This is a genomic window from Parahoeflea alexandrii (assembly GCF_024105735.1).
Classification (GTDB): Bacteria; Pseudomonadota; Alphaproteobacteria; order Rhizobiales; family Rhizobiaceae; genus Hoeflea; species Hoeflea alexandrii.
Window position 1 is genome coordinate 2,013,839 of record NZ_JAAAML010000001.1, and the last position, 20,625, is coordinate 2,034,463.

The 20,625-nt window shown below is 62.6% G+C and carries 17 protein-coding genes; 3 read left to right on the plus strand and 14 right to left on the minus strand.

Translation table 11 applies throughout. The features are described 5' to 3' along the window. Window positions 1–37: 37 nt before the first annotated feature. The 8 genes from GTW23_RS09395 to GTW23_RS09430 form a co-directional block, all read right to left on the minus strand. Window positions 38–1,666 (minus strand): long-chain-fatty-acid--CoA ligase, encoded by a 1,629-nt coding sequence (locus GTW23_RS09395; protein WP_252915502.1) that lies wholly within the window; start codon window positions 1,664–1,666, stop codon window positions 38–40. Window positions 1,667–1,841: 175 nt separating this feature from the next. Then, the gene (locus GTW23_RS09400) at window positions 1,842–3,422 is read right to left on the minus strand and encodes a glucose 1-dehydrogenase (RefSeq protein ID WP_252915503.1); all 1,581 of its coding nucleotides are present in this window, start codon (window positions 3,420–3,422) and stop codon (window positions 1,842–1,844) included. Between the two features lie 19 nt (window positions 3,423–3,441). Next, entirely contained in the window at window positions 3,442–3,948 is a 507-nt protein-coding gene (locus tag GTW23_RS09405) for a flavin reductase family protein (RefSeq protein ID WP_252915504.1), read from the minus strand. A gap of 106 nt (window positions 3,949–4,054) precedes the next feature. Further along, entirely contained in the window at window positions 4,055–4,597 is a 543-nt protein-coding gene (locus GTW23_RS09410; protein ID WP_324288458.1) for a nuclear transport factor 2 family protein, read from the minus strand. Next, entirely contained in the window at window positions 4,584–6,698 is a 2,115-nt protein-coding gene (locus GTW23_RS09415) for an acetate--CoA ligase family protein (RefSeq protein ID WP_252915505.1), read from the minus strand. Before GTW23_RS09415 ends, GTW23_RS09410 begins: the two co-directional genes overlap by 14 nt. Then, window positions 6,695–7,603, minus strand: coding sequence for an SMP-30/gluconolactonase/LRE family protein (locus GTW23_RS09420; protein WP_252915506.1), 909 nt, complete (start codon window positions 7,601–7,603; stop codon window positions 6,695–6,697). Before GTW23_RS09420 ends, GTW23_RS09415 begins: the two co-directional genes overlap by 4 nt. Before the next feature lie 72 nt (window positions 7,604–7,675). Continuing rightward, a complete protein-coding gene (locus tag GTW23_RS09425) occupies window positions 7,676–8,902 on the minus strand; it encodes an ABC transporter substrate-binding protein (RefSeq protein WP_252915507.1) in 1,227 nt (408 codons plus the stop codon). A 65-nt stretch (window positions 8,903–8,967) separates the two neighbouring features. Further along, on the minus strand, window positions 8,968–9,726 hold the full coding sequence (locus GTW23_RS09430; RefSeq protein WP_152008877.1) for an SDR family NAD(P)-dependent oxidoreductase: 759 nt from the start codon (window positions 9,724–9,726) through the stop codon (window positions 8,968–8,970). Between the two features lie 204 nt (window positions 9,727–9,930). Here GTW23_RS09430 and GTW23_RS09435 point away from each other — a divergent pair, with 204 nt between their 5' ends. Next, window positions 9,931–10,710: an IclR family transcriptional regulator gene (locus GTW23_RS09435; protein ID WP_152008878.1), complete on the plus strand. Its 780-nt coding sequence runs from the start codon at window positions 9,931–9,933 to the stop codon at window positions 10,708–10,710. A 352-nt stretch (window positions 10,711–11,062) separates the two neighbouring features. Beyond that, window positions 11,063–11,779: a transcriptional repressor LexA gene (gene lexA / locus GTW23_RS09440; RefSeq protein WP_152008879.1), complete on the plus strand. Its 717-nt coding sequence runs from the start codon at window positions 11,063–11,065 to the stop codon at window positions 11,777–11,779. A gap of 128 nt (window positions 11,780–11,907) precedes the next feature. Here the strand turns inward: lexA and GTW23_RS09445 are convergent, their stop codons facing one another. Further along, on the minus strand, window positions 11,908–14,355 hold the full coding sequence (locus GTW23_RS09445; protein WP_252915508.1) for a ComEC/Rec2 family competence protein: 2,448 nt from the start codon (window positions 14,353–14,355) through the stop codon (window positions 11,908–11,910). A gap of 317 nt (window positions 14,356–14,672) precedes the next feature. Between GTW23_RS09445 and gltA the strand changes: the two genes are divergently transcribed. Next, on the plus strand, window positions 14,673–15,962 hold the full coding sequence (gene gltA, locus GTW23_RS09450; RefSeq protein ID WP_252915509.1) for a citrate synthase: 1,290 nt from the start codon (window positions 14,673–14,675) through the stop codon (window positions 15,960–15,962). Window positions 15,963–16,164: 202 nt separating this feature from the next. Here the strand turns inward: gltA and lpxB are convergent, their stop codons facing one another. From lpxB to lpxD, 5 genes are read right to left on the minus strand one after another with little or no spacing between them, the layout of a single operon-like run. Continuing rightward, on the minus strand, window positions 16,165–17,328 hold the full coding sequence (gene lpxB / locus GTW23_RS09455; RefSeq protein WP_252915510.1) for a lipid-A-disaccharide synthase: 1,164 nt from the start codon (window positions 17,326–17,328) through the stop codon (window positions 16,165–16,167). Then, the gene (locus GTW23_RS09460) at window positions 17,325–18,206 is read right to left on the minus strand and encodes an LpxI family protein (protein ID WP_252915511.1); all 882 of its coding nucleotides are present in this window, start codon (window positions 18,204–18,206) and stop codon (window positions 17,325–17,327) included. The genes lpxB and GTW23_RS09460 overlap by 4 nt, the downstream gene beginning before the upstream one ends. 5 nt (window positions 18,207–18,211) lie before the next feature. Further along, a complete protein-coding gene (gene lpxA / locus GTW23_RS09465) occupies window positions 18,212–19,042 on the minus strand; it encodes an acyl-ACP--UDP-N-acetylglucosamine O-acyltransferase (protein WP_252915512.1) in 831 nt (276 codons plus the stop codon). Further along, entirely contained in the window at window positions 19,042–19,512 is a 471-nt protein-coding gene (gene fabZ / locus GTW23_RS09470) for a 3-hydroxyacyl-ACP dehydratase FabZ (protein ID WP_152008885.1), read from the minus strand. The genes lpxA and fabZ overlap by 1 nt, the downstream gene beginning before the upstream one ends. Then, window positions 19,512–20,573 carry a UDP-3-O-(3-hydroxymyristoyl)glucosamine N-acyltransferase gene (lpxD, locus tag GTW23_RS09475; RefSeq protein ID WP_252915513.1) on the minus strand — a complete coding sequence of 354 codons (1,062 nt, stop codon included), beginning with the start codon at window positions 20,571–20,573 and terminating at the stop codon, window positions 19,512–19,514. The genes fabZ and lpxD overlap by 1 nt, the downstream gene beginning before the upstream one ends. Window positions 20,574–20,625 lie beyond the last annotated feature (52 nt).

Below are 20,625 nucleotides of genomic sequence, written 5' to 3' on the forward strand. Positions count from 1 at the left end.
CGTGGAAATGCGAATGGGTCGAGCGCTCGCGGCGCGGTCAGGCCGGCAGGACGTAATCGGCGAACTGTTCGCGCAGTTTCATCTTCATGAGCTTGCCGGTCGCGGTGTGCGGCAGTTCGTCGACAAAGGCGACATCGTCGGGCAACCACCACTTGACCACGCGCTCGGCGAGAAATTCGAGGATTTCGGGGCCGGTAACCTGTGATCCCTTGTTGCGGACGACGATCAGCAACGGTCGCTCCTGCCAACGCGGATGCGGCCGCGAGATGACCGCGGCCTCCTCGATTTCGGGATGGGCCATCGCGGCATTCTCAAGGTCGATCGAGCTGATCCATTCGCCGCCCGATTTGATCACGTCCTTGGAGCGGTCGGTGATCTGGACGTAGCCGTCGGTATCGAGCCGTGCGACGTCCCCGGTCGAAAACCAGCCGTCCGCATCGAGCACATCTCCGCCCTCACCGCGGAAATAGCCGGCGGTGACCCAGGGGCCACGCACCTGCAGATCGCCGGACCGGCCGCTGCCGGCCGGGATTTCGGAGCCATCCTCGCCAACCACACGGAGTTCGACGCCGCACATGGCGCGGCCCTGCAGCACCTGGATATCGACCTGCTTTTCGAACGGCAGGTCGCGGTGCTTGGGCAACAGGTTGCCGATGGTGGCGACCGGGCTGGTCTCGCTCATACCCCAGGCCTGGATGACGAAGACGCCGATGCCGTGGAACTTTTCTATGATGGTGCGGGGCGCCGCAGCACCGCCGATGACAACCCTCTGGAGCGACAGGCGCGAGGGGTCGGCGGCGGGATCGGTTTCGAGATGCTTGAAGAAGCCCATCCAGACCGTCGGCACGCCGAGGCTGAAGCTGCACTTCTCCTCGACGGCGAGCTCGTAGAGGTTCTTGCCGTCGAGATGCGGCCCCGGCAGCACCAGCTTGGCGCCGCACAGGGCGGACGCATAGGGAACGCCCCAGGCATTGACATGAAACAGCGGGACGGCGAGCAGGGTGCTGTCGGCACTGCTCAGCTGCAGGCCGTCCACCTGGCAGACCAGCAGGGAATGAAGATAGGTGGAGCGGTGACTGTAGAGCACGCCCTTGGGGTTGCCGGTGGTGCCGGATGTGTAGCACAGCGAAGACGCCGCGTTTTCATCAAACACCGGCCAGTCGTATTTGCCGTCCTGCTGCGCGATCAGGTCCTCATAGGGTTCCGCCTGGGCGGGCATTCCGGTCATGTGCTCAGCATCGGTCATGGCGATGAAGCGCCGGACATGCGGCAGGGCCGGCGTCAGGTCTCCGACCAGGCCGGCGAAGGTGATATCAAAGAACAGCACGCCGCTTTCAGCATGGTTGAGAATATACTCGATCTGCTCGGGGAACAGCCGCGGATTGACCGTGTGCAGCACCGCGCCGATGCCCGACACTGCGAAATAGAGTTCGAGGTGACGATGGGTGTTCCACGCAAGCGTGGCGACGCGGTCACCGGGCTTGACGCCCAAGGCAATGAGCGTCTGGGCCATCTGCTTGGCGCGATGCGACAATGTCCGGTAGTTGCTGCGCACGATTGTCTGCTCGCAGGTCTTCGAAACGATCTCTGTATCCGGATGGTAGCGCCGCGCATGTTCAAGCAAGCTAGAAATCATCAGCGGCTGCGCCTGCATAAGGCCCTGCATACCAGTCTCCTCCCATGTAACCGCGGACAATGCCTCCCAGCAGTCCACATTCAGATTATCGGCACTGAGCGCGCGATGAGAAGGAAAACCTTCACCTGAAGGAGAGTTTCACAGATGTGAAGTTCCTTGCAGAACATGGATCGCGCGCCAGGTGATCCCCCGTTGGTCAGCGGCCCTATTGCCCGCCGTCGGACGCCTGTCCGGCATTGCCGAAAGAGGTCCAGCCGCCGTCGACATAAAGGATGCCGCCATTGATGTAGGACGCTGCCGGAGACGTCAGGAACAGTGCTGCACCGGCGATGTCTTCGGGGCGTCCCATATCGCCGAGCGGTATCCGTTTGCGGATCGCATCGCTGTCGACCTTGCCCGACTGCTCGAGCGCGGCGACGCCCGGGGTGCGGATATAGCCCGGTGCCAGCGTGGCGCTGCGGATGCCCTTCTGGCCGAGTTCGGCGGCGAAGCAGCGCGTCAGGATGTCGATTGCCGCTTTCGAGGCGCCATAGGCATGGCGCGGCGCGAACGGCAGGAAGCTGTTGATCGAGCCCATATTGAGGATCATCCCCGCCCTGCCCCGCATCAGCGCCAGCGCCGCCTTTGTGCACATGAACGCGCCAGCGAGATTGACGTCCATGACCCGCTCAAGATCAGCCGTGTGCTGCTCCATCGCCGGCTTGAACACATCGGCGATGGCGGCATTGTTGATCATCACATCGATATGGCCGAACCGCTCGGCAATTTGGGCGAAGGCATTTGCGACCGATGTCTCTGAACCGATGTCTGCCTCGATGGCGAGATGCCCATCGCCAAGCGTCTCGACCGCTTTGCGCACCGCCTCGCCGTCCCTGTCGATCAGCGCGACGCGGTCGCCGTTTTCGGCGAACCGCCGAGCGATTGCCCGGCCTATGCCGTTGCCTGCACCGGTGACGACAACCACACGCGGGTCTACTGCGGGTTCAGGTCGTGCGAGCTCGGCCGCCGGCGTTCCATCGACCGGCGGATGGGCGGTTCCGGGCTGGTTGAACGACATCCAGCCGCCATCGGCCACCACCACCGATCCGGTCACATAGCGCGCCGCATCCGAGGCCAGAAAGCCCGCGATGGAGGCGATCTCGTCGGAACGCCCGAGCCGGCCAACCGGGATACGCTGGCGTACCAGCGACAGATCCGCTTTTCCCTCGCGCTCAAGCGCTGCGACCATCGGAGTGCGAATGTAGCCCGGCGCGATCGCTGTCACCCTCACCTTGCGCGCCGCCCATTCGCAGGCCAGCGACTTGGTCATCGAGATAAGCGCCGCCTTTGAGGCGGCATAGGCATTGCGGCCGGGATTGCCCAGAACGCCGGCGAGCGAGGCCGTGTTGACGATGGCGCCGCCGTTTGCGGGCATCCGCCGAGCCGCCTCGCGCGCCATCACGAAGGGTCCGTAGAGATTGGTGTGGATCGCCTTGCGAAACCCGGCCATGTCGGTCTCGAGCGTCGGCTGCATGGTCGGCCCTACGGCGGCGTTGTTCAGGAGCACGTCGACACGGTCGACGACCCCATCGATCTCATTGAACAGGGCCATGATGTTGGCTTCGTCGGAGAGGTCGCACTCAAAGGCATGATGCTGGTCGCCGAATTCCCTTACCGCATCGGCGAGGCCGCTTTGCACCACATCGACGCCGATCAGCAGATCGCCGCGCGCGGCGAACTCCGCCAGCATGGCGCGGCCGACGCCGCCTGCAGCACCTGTAATGATTACAACGCGGGGGGTGCTCATGTGCTTGTCCTCTACCGGTTCAGTCCTTGGACGCGAGGCGGCGAAAATAGCCGTCGCCATACAGAAGGCCCTCGCCCTCATTGGAGATCATCGACACCACGCGGCCGAGAAACAGGCTGTGGCCGCCGCAGGTAACGACATCGACGAGGCGGCAATCAAAGGCGCTGACCGCGCCGTCGAGCAACGGTGCGCCGGTGGCCGCGGTGAGCCATTTGCCGTCTCCAAAGAGCATTTCGCCTTCGGCTCCGCCATCGGAAAACCGCCGCGCCATGCGCGCCTGCGTATCTGCGAGGAAACTGACGCCAAAGGCCTCGCAACGGGTGATGATCTGCGCCACGGCCGAATCCTGCTTGATACTGACAAGAAGGGTCGGCGGCTCCATCGTCGCAGAACAGACGGTGACAGCCGTCACGCCGTCGCGCTCTCCGCCGCAGGCGGCGGTCACCAGGCCGACCGGCTGCACGATCGCGCGCATGCCGGCCAGATAGGCCTCGGTGGAAACGGTTTCAGCTCTGTTTGTCAGCACGTTATCCAAACCATGCTCCTGGAAATGTATCATTCAATTGCGCCACACCGCCAACGTGCAGCGTGATCGCGCGGGTTCGGAGGGCCGACGACCGTTGCCTGATTGATCAGCCAGCCTTGGCCTTGCCCATGTGGTAGACCGGGTCGTCGGGGTAATTGCCGCCGATCGGGGTTCTTGGCCCGAAACGCTCTTCCTCACTCTCTCCTGGCGCGGTCTGCGGCTCGACCCAGTCGAAGACCACCGTGCGCTCGAGCACGCGCCACTCGCCCTCGCGTTTCTCGAAGACGTCGCAATAGCGGCCGCTCAAGGCAAACTGGCGCACCACGCCATCGCCACCGGCGCCGCGCTGCAAGGCCGAGAAATAGCTTTCCACATGCGCCGTCGTCGCCGACTTGAACTCGATCAGGACATTGGAAATGGCGTGAATGTTGCGCGGACCCTTGGCCCAGACCGCTCTTGCCCATTCGACGAAACCATCGATCGGGCCGTTGTAGCTGCCGTGATTGTCGATCGCGTCGGGCCAGTAGGCTGAGCGAAGCGTGGCCTCGTCGGCACGGTCGATGCCGCGGCAATAGAGATACAGGCAATCGCGGATGGCTTCGCGGTCCATCAGTTCGACAATTCTGGCTTCCATGTCAGTGGCGGTCATCGGTGGCCTCCTCTTTCAGAACAATCAGCGCGTCGAGCGGCACAACGCCCTGTCCGCGCGGCAGCACCCGGACCGGATTGAGATCGATGCTCTCGATGCGGTCGGCATGCGCTGCGGCGAAGCGTGACAGGTTCGAGAGCATCCGCGCAAGCGCCTCGATATCGGATGGCGGGGCGCCGCGAACCCCTTCGAGCATGGCGTGCCCACGGATCTCGCGGATCATCCGCATGGCTTCCGCTTCATCGAAGGGGGCCGCGCGGAAAGTCACGTCCTTGAGCACCTCGACGAAAATGCCGCCGAGACCAAACATCACCACCGGACCCAGCACCGGATCCTGCATGACGCCGGCGATCGTCTCGACGCCCTCGGGCGCCATCGGCGCCACCAGGATGCCGTCGAGCCTGGCGCCAGGCGCGTGTTCGGCGGCGCGATGCAGGATCTCTGCAGCTGCCTTCCGGGCCGCATCGGCATCGCGCAGATTGACGGCAACGCCGCCGACTTCGGTCTTGTGGGCGATATCCGGGGAGCAGATCTTGAGCACCACCGGAAAGCCGATCCGGCTCGCCGCCTCGCCCACGTCCTCACCCAATGGCACAAGCCGCTCGCCGGGGAAATCGAGCCCCGCCCGGGCGAGGATCGCCTTTGCATCCGCCTCGCTCAACGGGCCTTCCGGCAGCTCGAGCCGCGCGCCCGGGGCCACCGGAGCCCCATCCCGGTTGAGATCGAAGCCCTGCCTGAGCCAGACCAGTGCGCCGAGCGCTCCGGCGAGCGCCGAGCCATCCTCGTAGACCAGGAAGCCGTCCTTCTCGTACTGGCGCACCACCTCGTCGGGCGCCGACATGGTCAGGCCCCGGATCTTGCCCTCCTGCCCGTCCATCGCCGCCATCAACGCCTTGCGCAACGGATCGGCAAAGTTTTTCGATGACGGTCCGGTGCCGAGAATGGCGGTGAAGATGTCGTAGCCGCCCTCGGTGATCATGGCGCGCACATAGCTCGTCAGCATGTCCATGTCGCTGACCACCTGCGCGGTCGCATCGACCGGGTTGCGCGGCGACGAATAGGGCAACATCTCTCTGAGCTTGTCCTGCGCCGCGTCGGGCATGGGCGCCACATCGAGACCGGCCGCTTCGGCGTCGTCCGCCAACTGGATGCCAAAGCCGCCCGACATGGTGAAGATGCCGGTGCGGTTGGAGGGAGGATAGATGCCTGACGCGCAGGCATACGCGACATCCAGTTGCTCGGCGGTGGTGCTGGCCCGGTAGACGCCATATTGGCGCAGCACCGCGTCGAAAACCGCATCCGAGCCGGCAAGCGAAGCCGTGTGCGATGCCGCGGCCTCCGCGCCGACGTCCGAGCGGCCGGTCTTCATGAAGATGATGGCCTTCTCCGCCTTGCGCGCCCGTTCGAGCGCACCGATGAAGGCGTCGCGATCGCGCACGCCCTCGGCATAGGCCATGATCACGTTTGTTTCGGGTTGCCGGACCATCCAGTCGAGCGTTTCGGCAACATCGATGTCGCATTCATTGCCGGTGGTGACCCACTGGCTGATGCCGAGCCCGCGCTTGCGGGCAAGATGGGCAATATGCGCACCGTAGGCGCCGCTTTGGGAGACGATGCCGACCGGACCGGGCGCAATCAGCTGATTGTCGAGCACCACGGAGAACGTGCCGAAATAGCCAACCGACGGGTTGAAGACGCCCAGGCAGTTCGGTCCGAGCAGCCGCATGCCTCTGCTCCTGGCAATGGCGACCATGTCGGCCTGAAGCCGCGCGCCGTCGGTGCCGGTTTCGGCAAAGCCTGCGGAAAAGACGATCGCCGATTTCACCCCGGCTTGCGCGCACTCCTCCACCGCCTGTCGGGTGAGGTGCGAAGGCACGGCGAGAATGGCAGTGTCGGGGATTGCCGGAAGTGCCGCGATGCTGGAATAGGCGGGCAGTCCCTGCACGGTTTCGCGCTTCGGATTTACCGGCAGCACTTGACCCTTGAAACCGGACTCCCTGAGGTAACGCAACGGCCGGCCGCCGATCCGTGTCGGATCATCGGACGCGCCGACAAGGGCAACGCTCAGCGGCGCCAGCAGGCTGGAGAATGCGTCACTCATTGCGTCAGATCCTGCGGTTGTCCGAAACGGGGTTCCGGCAGGCCTTTGACGCCGAGCCCTTCAAGCGCGTAAAGCGCGCCACCGTGCGGATGGCGGGAAATGGCGCGTCCCGATCCGGAATCCTTGATCGAGGTGAGGTAGAGCGTTGTCAGGTCGGGTCCGCCGAAACTCATGCAGGTCGGCATGTCGGTCGGCGCCTCGATCAGGCAGTCGAGCTTGCCATCGGGCGTGAAGCGGCCGATCTTTCCCGCCTGAACCAGCGCTACCCAGATGCAGCCTTCGCTGTCGACCGTGGCGCCATCTGGTCCGGAATCAAACTCGGCGGTATCGACATGGATCCGGGGTCGGTCGAGCGCCCCCTCTTCCTTGTCGTAGGCATAGGCCCGGACCTTGCGGTCGAGACTGTCGGAAAAATACATCGTCGCCCCGTCAGGGCTGAAACAGAGCGAATTGGCGATGCGGATGCCATTGGCCAGCACATCGGCCTTGCCGGTGCTGTCGACGCGGATCAGCTCGCCGCTGGCTTCGGCGTAGACGCCCATCGAGCCGCAGAGGAAGCGGCCCTGGCGGTCGACCTTGCCGTCATTGAAGCGGATGCGGTCGCTTGGCCGCGGCAACTTATAAAGCGGCGCACACTCTCCGCTGGCGATGTCGACGAGATAGATACCGTCCACAAGGCCCGCCACCAGCTTGCCGTCCTGGGCCAGACCGATGGAGCCGATCATCGAGGGGACCTCGATCTGCCGGAAGGTTCCGGCCAGCGTGTCATGCATTCTGATCAGGCGCGAGACGCCATCCACCCAGTAGAGCGTCGCATTGTGCGGATCCCAGACCGGGCTTTCGCCGAGCATGTCAGCGGTCGGTGAAATGCGCCGGGCGGTTACGTTTCTGGCTACTTTGGTCATGTCGGGCTCTGGAATGCATTCGGGAACAGGCGCGGCCGGAGCAAAGGTCCGGCCGCGCTGGTTCAGGTCTGCCTACTTCTTGAGAAGCGCGCAGGCGCTGTCGGCTTCAGACCGCCACGCGTCCTCAGCGGCGATTTCGCCGATGATTTCGTAGTAGTCCCATTCACCCTTCGATTCCGAAGGCGCCTTCACCTTGGATGCCAGCATCGGCTTCATGACCACGCCGTCACCGCGGATCTTCGCATCCTTGACGATGGCGTCACTGACCGGCATTTCGCGCATCGATGTCATCACTGAGACGCCATCATCGGCACCAGCCGCAGCGATGGACTTCAGATAATGGGTGACTGCGGAATAGGTGACCAGCTGCGCTTCGTTGGGCTTGCGTCCGTTGAAGGCCTCGCTGAAGCGCTGCGCCAGGGCGCGGCTTTCATCATCGCGATCCCAGTAGGCAGCGCTCGAGAACACCATACCCTTGGTCGGCTCCAGGCCGATGGCGTGGATGTTGTTGATCAGCACGCCGAGCGGAGCGAGGTTCTGCCCGGCGGCCACGATACCGAATTCGTTGGCCTGCTTGATCAGGTTTCCGAGATCGGCGCCGGCATTGGCGATGCCGATGGCCTTGGCGCCGCTGGCTTGAGCCTGCAGCAACTGCGACGAGAAGTCGTTGGTGCCGAGCGGATGCAGCGTCGAGCCGACGACCTTGCCGCCGGCGGCCTCGATGAAGCGGGTGGCGTCTTCCTGCCACGTCTTGCCGAAGGTGTAGTCGACGGTGATGAAGTACCAGCTGTCCATGCCCCGCGCCATCTGCGCGGCAACCGCACCCTTGGCCAAGGTATAGGTGTCGAAGGCCCAGTTGGTGGTCATCGGCGAGCAGGATTCATTGGTTACCGCAGTGGATGCGCTGCCCGAAACGATGTAGGGTTTCTGCTTGTCACGCATGATGTCGTTGACGGCATGGGCGATAGACGACGCGGAACAGCCGACAATCGTGTCGACGCCTTCCTCGTCCACCCACTTGAGCGCTTGTGCGACACCAATATCGGGCTTGTTCTGGTCGTCGGCGACCACGACCTCGATTGGCGATCCGTTGACCGAGCCGCCGAAGTCCTCGACGGCCATCTTGACCATCAGCACCGAGCCGGGGCCACAATTGTCGGCATAGGGGCCGGACTGGTCGGCCATCACGCCGATACGGACAACGTTGTCCGAGATTTCGGCGCTCGCAGGCGATGCGACTAGAGCCGTGGTCAGCATCAGCATGCCGGCAAGGCCAGTGGTTTTCCTCAATGTAGTCATGGTTTCCTCCCGTTGAATTTCTGTCCAGATTTGATCGCGCGCCACATGCGCCGGCTCCCTGCCGGCTACGAAAACGCGTAGGTAATTCCCCCGTCGACAAACATCATGTCGCCTGTCACGTAGGATGACTCATCAGACGCCAGATAAACGGCGGCGCGCGCGATATCCTCGGGCTCGCCCAGCCTCCCCAGCGGCACCCGCTGGCGACGGCGCTCCCAGGCCTCCTCGCTCACCACCCGCATTGCACCGTCTGTGCGGGTTGACCCCGGGGCAATCGCATTGACCCGGATATTGTCGGCACCGAATTCGGCGGCCGCGCTGCGCGTGGCCGCAGCGACGGCGGCCTTGATCGCGCTGTACATGATGCCATGCTTCATCGCGAGAACCGCCGAGGGGGACGCGATATTGACGATCGCCCCGCCGCCCGCTCCGCGCATCTGCTCGAGCACAGCCTGATAGCCCCAGATCACGCCCTTGAAACCGACGTCGATCATCCTGCCGATGGTCTCTTCGGATTGCTCCTCGAGCGGGCCGTAACGGTTCCACATGGCGTTGTTGACCAGCACCGTTACCGGCCCGAAAGCCTCGCGCGCAGCCTCGGCGGCGGCAAAGACCTCGTCGCGTTTTGCCGCGTTGCCGGTGATAGCGATGGCCTTGCCGCCGGATGCGCGAAGTGCCTCTGCTGCCTGCTCGGCAGTATCCTGGCGGATGTCGACGACACCGACTGCAGCCCCCTCGCGGGCATAGGCTTCACAGATCGCACGGCCGATGCCCTGACCACCGCCGACGATGAGCGCGACGCGCCCCTCGAGCCTGCCGCTCATAGCGAGATGTTCCGAAAGTGCATCCGATTTCCTCCAGCGGAGCCGGTTTCCAGCGCGAAAGGCAACCCTGGTCGCCTCCTCCTGCCGCGCTTCAACCCGGCGTCTTCCTTGGAAAAGAAACTGGCATGTTTCCGCCAGTTCCAGTAGAAATATTCTTATGTGGGGCAGAATTTCACAGATGTGAATTTGGGAGGTTAACGGGCCATGGCGAATCCGCAGGTCAAATCAGCGACACGCGCCATCGAGATCCTCGAATACTTCAAGCTGGCGCAGCAACCGCGTTCGATGTCGCAGATGGCGAGCGATCTCGGCTACCCGCAATCAAGCACCACCGTGATGCTCAAGACGCTGGTCAACCTCGGCTATCTGAATTTCGACAGAAGCACGCGCGACTACTTTCCCACCCCGAAGCTTACCGCTCTGGGGGACTGGATTCCGCGCGTCATGTTCGGCTCCGGACAGATGATCGATGCGCTCAACGACCTGCATGCAGCGACCGGCGAAGGCGTGTTCCTGGGAACCAAGAACGACATCTACCTGCAATATACCCGGACGAAGGAGTCCATTCACGCGCTGCGCTTTCACATCGACGAAGGCTTCATGCGGCCGATCACGCTCTCGGCTGCGGGATGGATCCTGCTCTCCACGCTGCCCGAGGACAAGATCGACAACATCGTCCGGCGGGCCAACATCGCCACGCAGAACCCGAACGAGCGCACAGACACCAAGACAATACTGGCGCGGATCAAGGAGATCCACGAGAACGGCTTTGCCTATGCGGAGAACATGCCGCTTGAAGGCGGCTCCACCCTGGCACTGAGGCTTCCGGCCGAACTGCAAGGACAGCCAGTGGCGCTGGCACTGGGCGGCGTCACCGACCGGTTCAAGAAGAATTTTACGGAGTACAAGAAAGCACTCTTCGCCGCAGCGGAAGCGGTCAAGCAGGACAATGACTTCGACCTGCCGGTCCGCATCAGCCTTTGAACAGAGCATCTTAACCGAGTGGCAGGCAGGTGGATGGACCCTCGCCCAGTGATTCGGCTTATCCTGTGTTCCAAACAACCCACATCGGACCAGGCATCTCCTGTTCGCCCCGGACCGGACAAGCCACCTGCGCCTTGCCTACAGGCACAATACATAAACATCTCAATGATTTAGGCAGAAAATCAGCGCCCGTGAGCTTTCAACGGCCATGTTCCGCACCCGTTTATGGTTCGCGCCGCCAATGTTCCTTCATTGTTTCTTTACCCCTTGCGGAACACATATGGAACATGGTACCCAAGTTCTGGTTTTGTTTCATTCCGGCAATTGGGCCGGACCCCGGGGTAAAATGCCAATGTTGACGCGCAAACAGCACGAGCTTCTGCTCTTCATCAATGAACGCATGAAGGAAAGCGGCATTCCGCCATCGTTTGACGAGATGAAGGATGCGCTCGACCTGGCATCGAAGTCCGGCATCCACCGTCTGATCACGGCGCTGGAAGAGCGCGGTTTCATTCGGCGGCTTCCAAACCGCGCCCGTGCGCTTGAGGTGATCAAGCTTCCCGACAGCTACCAGGCCAACCTGCAGCCACGCCGCGGATTTTCTCCGAGCGTGATCGAAGGCAGTCTGGGCAAACAGCCAGAGCCGGCACGGCGGGCGGAACCTGCCAATGACGAGGCGTCGCACGTGGCGGAAGTGCCAATGATGGGCCGCATTGCAGCTGGCGTGCCGATTTCGGCGATCCAGAACATCACCCACAACATCACCGTTCCTGCCGAGATGATCGGCCCCGGAGACCATTACGCGCTCGAGGTAAAGGGCGATTCAATGATCGATGCCGGGATCTTTGACGGTGACACCGTGGTGATCCGCAACATGTCGACCGCCAATCCGGGCGACATCATCGTGGCACTGGTCGATGACGAGGAAGCAACACTGAAGCGCTTCCGGCGCAAGGGTGCGTCGATCGCGCTCGAGGCGGCGAACCCGGCCTATGAAACCCGGATCTTCGGGCCCGACCGGGTGAAGGTGCAAGGCAAGCTGGTCGGCCTTATCCGGCGCTATCACTGAAGCGCGTACCCTTCACTGTGCCGGAAGTATGATCTCTGCCTGCAGTCCTTAAATGATCGCTTGAGACACCGTGCCGTGCATTGCATCCCCTGATGAATGTATGGGCGAAAAGATCGCTGGCAGTGTGGTCAATTTGGCAAATCGAACGTGTCCGTGCGCCAATCATAGTAACGCTGGATCGTCCACGGTCGGGTGATGCCCTGCAGGGCCGCCCTGATTTGAATGTCCTGCCTGATTTCGGGATCGGGCTTCGGACCGCTTTGCGGCAGATATTGCCGGGTTGGCTCCTCGAGTGTAATTGCCAGCGCCCCGGAGCGGCGCAGTGTTCGCGACGTGATCAGTGTGGCGCCCGACCAGCACCTGCCGAGATAGACGGGAACAGCCACGATCACCAGATCGGCCCGGTCACAGGCGGCGCCGATCAAGTCCGCTTTATCGATGGCGATGATGGCAAGCTGCTTGTGGACTGCGGCACAGAGGCCGCGGCCGGCGCAGTGAAACCGGGAAGGTTCGCGAACCGCCGACGCAAGCAGCCGGTCAAGGATATCCGGGGCCGGTTCATCCGACGTGGATTTTTTGACGGTTTCGGCAGGTAGCGGTGGCAAATGTGGCATCCCCCGGAGCGCAGTCTGCCACTGGCGAAAGATGAAGGCCGATGGCCTGGCTGCATTGCTGGCAAGGCTACCCCCGGTTTTCAGCCCGACAAGTCTGCCATCCTCGCTGACCAGCAGATCCGGTTCAGCCTGCCTGAATGGCGGCAACACCAATGTGAGACCGAGGCAGATCAGGGCCAGCCCGAAGAGACGCAGCCAGCTTGTCAGAAACACCAGCAGCACAAAGCCTGTTCCCGCAATCAGCGTGGCCTCGACCGGGATCTGCCCGACACTGACATCGCCACCAAGATCATTGACGAAATTGGCTGCCGCAATCACAGCTTCGAGCCCCTGCCCCATCAGCCTGAGCGGCCAGGCCTCCAAACCGAACGGCATCACGAGCATGGCAAGAAGCCCGGCAGGCATGACAATGAATGTCACCAATGGCATCGCCAGAAGATTGGCAAGCAATCCGTTGCCCGCCACCCGGTGAAAATGATGTGCGGAGAACAGACCGGTGGCGAGACCCGCGACCAGCGATGTGATGGCAAGGCCAAGCATTGCCTTTGCGACAAGACCCGGCAGGCTGCGCAGTCCCGGCCGCCTGGCCTGAGCCACCTCGCGGGCGGCGGTGTTACGGGGCCGACGGGCAATGGCGGCATAGGCGGATATCAGCGCCGCGGTTGCGGCAAACGACATCTGGAAGCCCGGGCCAACGACTGCGGAGGGTGAGATCAGGATGATCACGATTGCCGCAAGCGCGACATTGCGCATCGTCAGCGCCGGCCGGTCGACCAATACGGCCACAAGCATCACGGTTAGCATCACCCAGGCCCGCTGCGTCGAGACGCTGCCGCCCGATATCATCAGATAGGCCGTGGCGGTCATCAGCGCACCGATCGCCGCAATTTTCTTGACCGGCAATGCCTCCACCAGGGCCGGAAACACCGCCAGGGCTTTCCTGACCCCGATATAGAGTATGCCGGCAGCCAGAGCCATGTGCAGCCCGGAAATCGCGAGAATGTGGGCAAGACCCGTGGCGCGAAGCACATCGACAGTTTCCCGACTGATGCCGCGCCGGTCGGAGACCGTGAGCGCCGCTGCAATGCCACCCGGATCCCCCGGCAGTACCAGGCGTATCCGGGCGGCAATGTCCTCCCTGGCCGTGCGCAAGCCGTCTTTCCAGACCTGCACAAGGCCGCGTCCATCCTGTGGCTCGACGTTGTAAGCCGGTGCACGGTAGAAATAGCCTTGCGCACCAATACCATCGGCAAAGGAGCGGAAGGCAAAATCATAACCGCCCGGCATGACCGGGCCCGAGGGGGCAGTCAACCTCGCCCGGCCATTGATCTGGGAACCGACCGGCGCCGGCTGATGCGGGCGTCTTGCCGAAAGCCGCACCCGGTCCGGAGGCCGCCGGATCTGAGGATCAGCCGTGTTCTTGAGGCGTATCAGGTAGCGCACCCTGCCGTCGGGATCGAACTCACGGGCCTCGACCAGGCCCGTAACCGAGGTGGTCACGTCGGAATCGAGCAGGATGACACCATTGTGCGCCTCGAAAGCCGCGGCCAGCGAACCCGAAATCAGGGCGGCTGCAAATCCGGCCGTTCGCGCTACCCCACTGTGGCGCAAGCGGGTAAATACACCCGCCAGCAAGGCAGCCATCAATCCGGCCGCCAAAAGCAACAAGGGAGGATCGGTGGGCGCCATGTAGTAGAGCCCCGCCCCTGCGCCCATGGCCACGGGAAGAAACAGGAAAGCCAGCCCCCGGTCTGTTTCCACAGATGCTGCCGACTGGAAAGCACGACCGAGGCGGGTTGCGATGCCGGGCGCCGGGCGGGCGGCGGCGACATCACTCAGACGCCGGGTATCACGCCACGCGACCGGCAAGGTGCCGGCATCGTCAAGCGGAAGTGCCGGCGTGGCAACGGCGCGCGCACCGACCTTTTCGTGTTCTGTGACCTCGCGTTCTGCCTGCATCATGCACGCCTCGCCTGAAGCGTGCGAGTCTACCACCGAAACGAGCAGAAACGCTACCCTGAATTGCAATGACGGTTACCGCACCGCAACTCGTCACCGTTCATCGTCATGCGCCAACTCCATGGCGTTTGTTACACAATTCCAAAGTGTTATCATTTTCTAAAGCGAACGTTTGCGGGCCTTTGCATATCCGCTCGCAGCCCGACAATTAGCCATGTGCATAGCTTGGCACGGTGCAGCAAATCATATAGCTAGACGCGTGACGGTCATCCAAGACGTCGGCCACGCGCCGAACGCCTGCATTTGTGGAAGGACATGCCATGGCAGACAACAACGCAAAAATCACTATGGACGGTAAAGAGGTCGACCTGCCGATCAAAACCGGCACAATCGGCCCCGACGTCGTCGACATCGGCACGCTTTACAAGAACACCGGCGCCTTTACCTATGACCCCGGTTTCACATCCACGGCGTCTTGCGAATCCAAGATCACCTTTATCGACGGAGATGAAGGCATTTTGCTGCACCGGGGCTACCCGATCGACCAGCTTGCCGAGCACGGCGACTTCCTTGAGGTCTGCTATCTGCTTCTTTACGGTGAACTGCCGACAGCGACACAGAAGGCAGATTTCGATTATCGCGTGACCCGCCACACCATGGTGCACGAGCAGATGAGCCGGTTCTTCACCGGTTTCCGCCGTGATGCCCACCCGATGGCCGTCATGTGCGGCTGCGTCGGCGCCCTGTCGGCGTTCTACCACGACTCGACCGACATCACCGACCCGCATCAGCGCATGGTCGCCTCGATGCGGATGATCGCAAAGATGCCGACACTTGCCGCGATGGCCTACAAATACCATATCGGCCAGCCCTTCGTGTATCCAAAGAACGATCTCGACTACGCTTCCAACTTCCTGCGCATGTGCTTTGCGGTGCCTTGCGAGGAGTATGAGGTCAACCCGGTGCTGTCGCGGGCGATGGACAGGATCTTCATCCTGCACGCCGACCACGAACAGAACGCCTCGACCTCGACCGTTCGCCTGGCAGGCTCCTCGGGTGCCAACCCGTTCGCCTGCATCGCAGCGGGCATTGCCTGCCTCTGGGGCCCGGCTCATGGCGGCGCCAACGAAGCGGCACTCAACATGCTTTCGGAGATCGGCAGCGTCGACAAGATCCCGGATTTCGTCAACCGGGCCAAGGACAAGAACGATCCGTTCCGCCTGATGGGTTTTGGTCACCGGGTCTACAAGAACTACGATCCGCGCGCCAAGATCATGCAGAAGACCACGCACGAAGTGCTGGGCGAACTGGGCATCAAGGACGATCCACTTCTCGAAGTGGCAATGGAGCTCGAGCGGATCGCGCTGACCGACAGCTACTTCATCGAGAAGAAGCTCTACCCGAACATCGACTTCTACTCGGGCATCACGCTGAAGGCGCTCGGCTTCCCGACCACCATGTTCACGGTTCTGTTCGCGCTTGCGCGGACCGTCGGCTGGATTGCCCAGTGGAGCGAAATGATCGAGGATCCGGGCCAGCGTATCGGACGTCCGCGCCAGCTCTATATCGGTGAACCGGCCCGCGATTACGTGCCTGTGTCGAAGCGCTGAGTTCGGCGCCTGACCGACAGACTACCGAGAAAGCGCCTTCGGGCGCTTTTTTCGTTTCAGGGGTAATCTTCGAGTCCAGTATGAAATGCGGTGTTGCCAATTCTGGACCATGAGGGAACAGGCGCCGGGCCGGATCATCCTTCGGGTTCGCCGATACGGCAGTGTCGGAGACCGTTTGCCCGGATGCGCTCGTGGTGGGCGTTCAGTTGCCCGCGAGCACCGAAAGCACGGTCCGGGCCGCAAGCTCCGATGCAGGCACACCGACTTCCATCCGCGAGCGGATCAGCTCGAAATCAGACAGCACGGCGGCCCGGTGCAATGTGTCCGTGGCCAACTGGTTTGCCTGGCGTGCCAGGCGCTCCGGGCGCACCTGCTTGTCATAATACTCGGGAATGACAACGCGGTCGGCGATCATGTTGGGCAAGGCGCCTGTCCAGGTGGTGATCATGTTGAACAGCACTCTGGCGATCGGATCGAGCTTGTAGCAGGACATGTGCGGCACCCCCGCCAGTGCCAGTTCAAGCAAGACCGTTCCGGAAGCGGCCATGGCGACGTCGGCCTCGCCGAAAGCCTGCCATTTGGCGGCTTCACCGGTAACAATCCTGCAACCGACATCCCAGCCGAGAATCTCATCTCGGATCTGCCGCTCTACATGGGCACCGGCTGGAAGCACGAAGCGGATTTGCGGGTTGATCCCGGCGAGAACCCGGGCCGCCTCCCCGAACACCGGTGCAAGCCGCCTGACCTCGCTTTGCCGAGACCCGGGCAGCAGCAGGCAGGTGAGCGGTGCCTGGGCAGACCTTGCCGGCTTGCGGGCCATCTGGGCTGCGAATGCCGCGGCCAGACCCGGATCCTCCATCAACCGGTGGCCGACATAGGTCAGCGGCGGTCCGCCGAGCCGTGCCACGATTTCCGGTTCGAACGGAAAGATGGAGAGCACATGATCGACATACGCCGTCATTGCCGCCGCCCGCTCGGGTTTCCAGGCCCAGACGGTCGGACAGACATAATTGATGATCCTGGTGGCAGGCAACGCCTTGCGAACCTTGCGGGCGACGCGGTGGCTGAAATCCGGACTGTCGATAATGATCAGGCAATCGGGCCTTGCCGCAATGATGGCATCGGCGGCCTGGCGTATGCGCATGACCAGTCTGGGCAAGCGGGCCAGCACTTCGGAAAATCCGATGATGGACAATTCGGTGAAGTCGAAGAGCGAGTTCAGCCCCTCGGCAGTCAGTTGCTCACCACCGACGCCAACCAGTTCGGGCTGTTCGCCGCTCTGAATGGCAATCTGGCGGACAAGGTCCGCGCCGAGAATATCGCCGGAAGGTTCGCCCGCAATGACTGCCAATTTCAACGCCGTCATTGCTTGCCCCCGCCTTGGCCCGGCTCGATGCCGGTCACGAAAAGGCCCAGCCGATCAGCCACCTCCACCAGCTGCTCGCGCTCGAGAACCAGAGCTCGGCCCGCCTCGATGGCGATGCCCGAGAGGCCTGCCGCATGGGCATTGGTTACGGTATCGGGCCCAACCGAAGGAAGATCGGCGCGCTCGTCCTGTCCAGGCTTGCAAAGCTTGACCAGAACTCCGCCGGGAGACGACAGTCTTCCGCCCTGGCGCAGGTCGGCAACTCTTGCCAGCATCGCGTCTGTCCCCTCCAGGCCTTCAAGAGCAATGACCCGGCCGCCGACGGCAACCGCGCCCTGACCGATATCGAGGCGCCCCAATGCCAGGGCGGCACCGGACGCCGCCTCTATATCCCGCCTGTCGGCGGCAGAGGGTATCTTGCTGCCCAACGGACCCGCCTGCCCGAGCAGATTGGGTGCCACCTGCTGCGCGCCAAGAACCCGAACGCCCTCGTTTTCGAGCACGGCAATTGCCAGCCTGAGGATCTTGTCATCGCCGCCCGAGGCGAGAAGCCCCAGCGACGAGGCGAAGGCAAACAGCGAGCGCAACGTGGGACGGACCTCACGGAGCCGCGGGCGCCGCCTGATGCCGCCTGCAAGCACGACAGAACCTATCTTCTGACGGCGCACCATGGCGGCAAAGGAAGCGAGATCGGCGATGCTGAGCTCGCTGCTGTCGAAGCCGGACCAGTCCTGATCCGCTTCTCCGGTGATCCTGAATACAAAGGGATCATGGCCGAGCTTTCGTGCTGCATGCGCTACCAGAAGCGGGAAACTGCCCTTTCCGGCCAGAATTGCGAGGCGTCCGATAATCTCTTGTGCGCCGGGTGCAGCACTCACCGGCTTCAGCCCCGCTGACCCCGGGCCGGCGATGACAGCGCGCGTTCGCTTTCAGCATCGATGAAGGCGATGATATCCACGACGGCCGCATTGTTGTCGGTCTGCTCGCGAACACGGGCAATGTTCTCGCGGATCGGCGTGGTCGGATTGAAGATCGCCTTGAAGGCGCGCCGGACCTCATGGATGTCGGACTTGCTGAAGCCGGAGCGCTGCATACCGATGATGTTGAGGCCCATAAGGATGCCGGGATTGCCATTGAGCATGCCATAGGGAATGACATCATTGTTGACCGCCGCCAATCCGCCGATAAAGGCGTGATGACCGATACGGACAAACTGATGCACAGCCGCGCCACCGCCCATGATCACGCGATCACCGATGGTTACGTGACCGGCCAGCATAACATTGTTGGACAGGATGACATTGCTGCCCACATGGCAGTCATGAGCGACGTGGGAATAGGCCAGGAACATGGAATGATCACCAACCGTGGTCTTTCCGCCAAAATCCGGCATTCCCGGATGCATGGTGACGCCTTCGCGGATCGTGCAGGATCTGCCGATGATCAGCTCGGTATCCTCACCCTTGTAGTGGATATTCTGCGGTGCGCAGCCTAGAACGGCATTGGGAAAAACCACGGTTCCCTCGCCGATCGTGGTGCAGCCCTGGATGACAACATGGCTCATCAGCCGGACGTTGTCGCCGAGTTGAACCTGGGGCCCGACATGGCAGAACGGCCCGACCTCGACGTTGATGCCAAGTTGCGCCCCATCCTCGACGAGTGCGGTAGGGTGTATGCGGGCCGCGTGAAGGGCAGCAGGCGCAGGGGATGTCATCAGGACTCGCTTTCTCCGGGAGCCAGCATGGCTCCGATGTCCGCCTCGGCGGCTTTGGCGCCATCAACCGTGGCTTCGCAATGGAACCGCCAGATGTTGCCGCGCTGCTTGATTTTTGTGACGTGATACTCGAGCCGGTCACCCGGAACAACCGGCTTGCGGAACTTGGCGTTATCAATCGTCATGAAATAGACGATGTTGTTGCCGCCCCCGGTGGCCTTGGCGCAGATGGCGCCGGCCGTCTGCGCCATACCTTCGATGATCAGAACACCCGGCATGATGGGGTTGCCGGGAAAGTGTCCGGTAAAATGCGGCTCACTGGCAGTGACATTCTTGATGCCGACGGCGGAATTGTCACCGTCTATCGCTTCTATCCGGTCAACCAGAAGGAACGGATAGCGATGCGGCAGAAGCTTCATGATCTCCCGGATATCAGCAGACTCAAGTGTGTTTGTCGCGGTTTCCGTCATCAGTCCTCTCCGCCCCGTTTTCTCTCTTTCTTGCCGAACGCGCGCGCATTTGCTGCAGCCGCATCCTGAAGGAACCCTCGCATGGGCCGCGCGGGCTGCCCACCCCAGCGAACTCCCGGTGGGACGTCACCCGCAACGCCGCTCAAAGCCGCGATCTGGGCACCGTCGCCTATGGTAACATGACCGTTGATGCCGGCCGCTCCGCCTATCATCACGCCGTTTCCGAGCGTGGCACTTCCGGCGATCCCAACCTGAGCAACGATCACGCAGTGGCGACCTATCCGGACATTGTGCGCAATCTGGACAAGATTGTCGATCTTGGTGCCTTCGCCGATCACCGTGTCATCCAGTGCGCCGCGGTCGATAGTGGTACCCGACCCGATCTCGACTTGATCCTGAATGATCACCCGACCGATCTGCGGGACCTTCTCAAGTCCCCTCGGCCCCGGAACATAGCCGAAGCCGTCCTGTCCTATCCGAGCGCCCGGGTGGATGACAACATTGTTGCCCAGCAGCGCATGCTGAACCGTGGCCGCATGCCCGATGTGGCAATCCCGGCCAATGCGTGTTCCCGGACCGATGGCGGCGCCTGCGGCGATGACCGAACCGGCGCCGATTTCCACGCCCGCGGCGATGACGGCATTGGCCTCGACTACGACGCCGTCCTCCAGCCTTGCGGAAGGATCGATTGTTGCCGCACCGGAGATGCCTGTGTCCGACGTGAAGCTGAGCGGCTTGAGAGCGTCCGGAACCAGAATGGCAGCGGCCCGGGCGAAGGCTGATTGGGGCGCGGCGACAATGAGCGCTGCAACATCCGACGGAACGTGTTCCGCCATCTTTTCGGTCACGAAGACCGCCGCAGCGCGGCACTTGGCCAGATCGGGCAGGTTCTTGGCGGAAACTGCGAAGGTGACTTCGCCTTCGCCGGCCTGGCTCAGAGAGCCGATACCGGTGACCTTCCGATCGACCTGGGACGGGTCAGCAAGCTCCGCTCCGCAAAGACCCGACAGGTCAGAAAGCGAAATGCCTTCATGCGGAGGAAAGAAGCGATGAATGTCCATAAAGTGACCGGGTGGAAAGAGCGGCGGGTGGCACAGGGCCACCCGCGCCAAA